Origin of the sequence: Burkholderia sp. BCC1640, assembly GCF_902833125.1 — a bacterium.
Lineage (GTDB): Bacteria > Pseudomonadota > Gammaproteobacteria > Burkholderiales > Burkholderiaceae > Burkholderia > Burkholderia diffusa.
On the sequence record NZ_CADFEF010000199.1, the window covers coordinates 1 to 254 of the forward strand.

General features: G+C 62.2%; 1 protein-coding gene. It reads left to right on the forward strand.

Features of this window, described 5'->3' with window-relative positions:
* The coding region (locus HWX25_RS33855) for a hypothetical protein (protein WP_279610161.1) at positions 1 to 254 on the forward strand (254 nt) is incomplete at both ends.

Sequence of the window (254 nt, forward strand, 5' to 3'; positions counted from 1 at the left end):
CCCGTCGACGTGGAGGTCGACAGTGAAGTCACCGAGCTGTTGGTCGAGCTCAGGCCCGTGGACAGCGAGTTGATGCCCGTCGAGGTCGACGTGGACAGCGATGCAATCGAGCTGTTTGCCGACGACAGACCCGTCGACGTGGAGGTCGACAGTGAAGTCACCGAGCTGTTGGTCGAGCTCAGGCCCGTGGACAGCGAGTTGATGCCCGTCGAGGTCGACGTGGACAGCGATGCAATCGAGCTGTTTGCCGACGA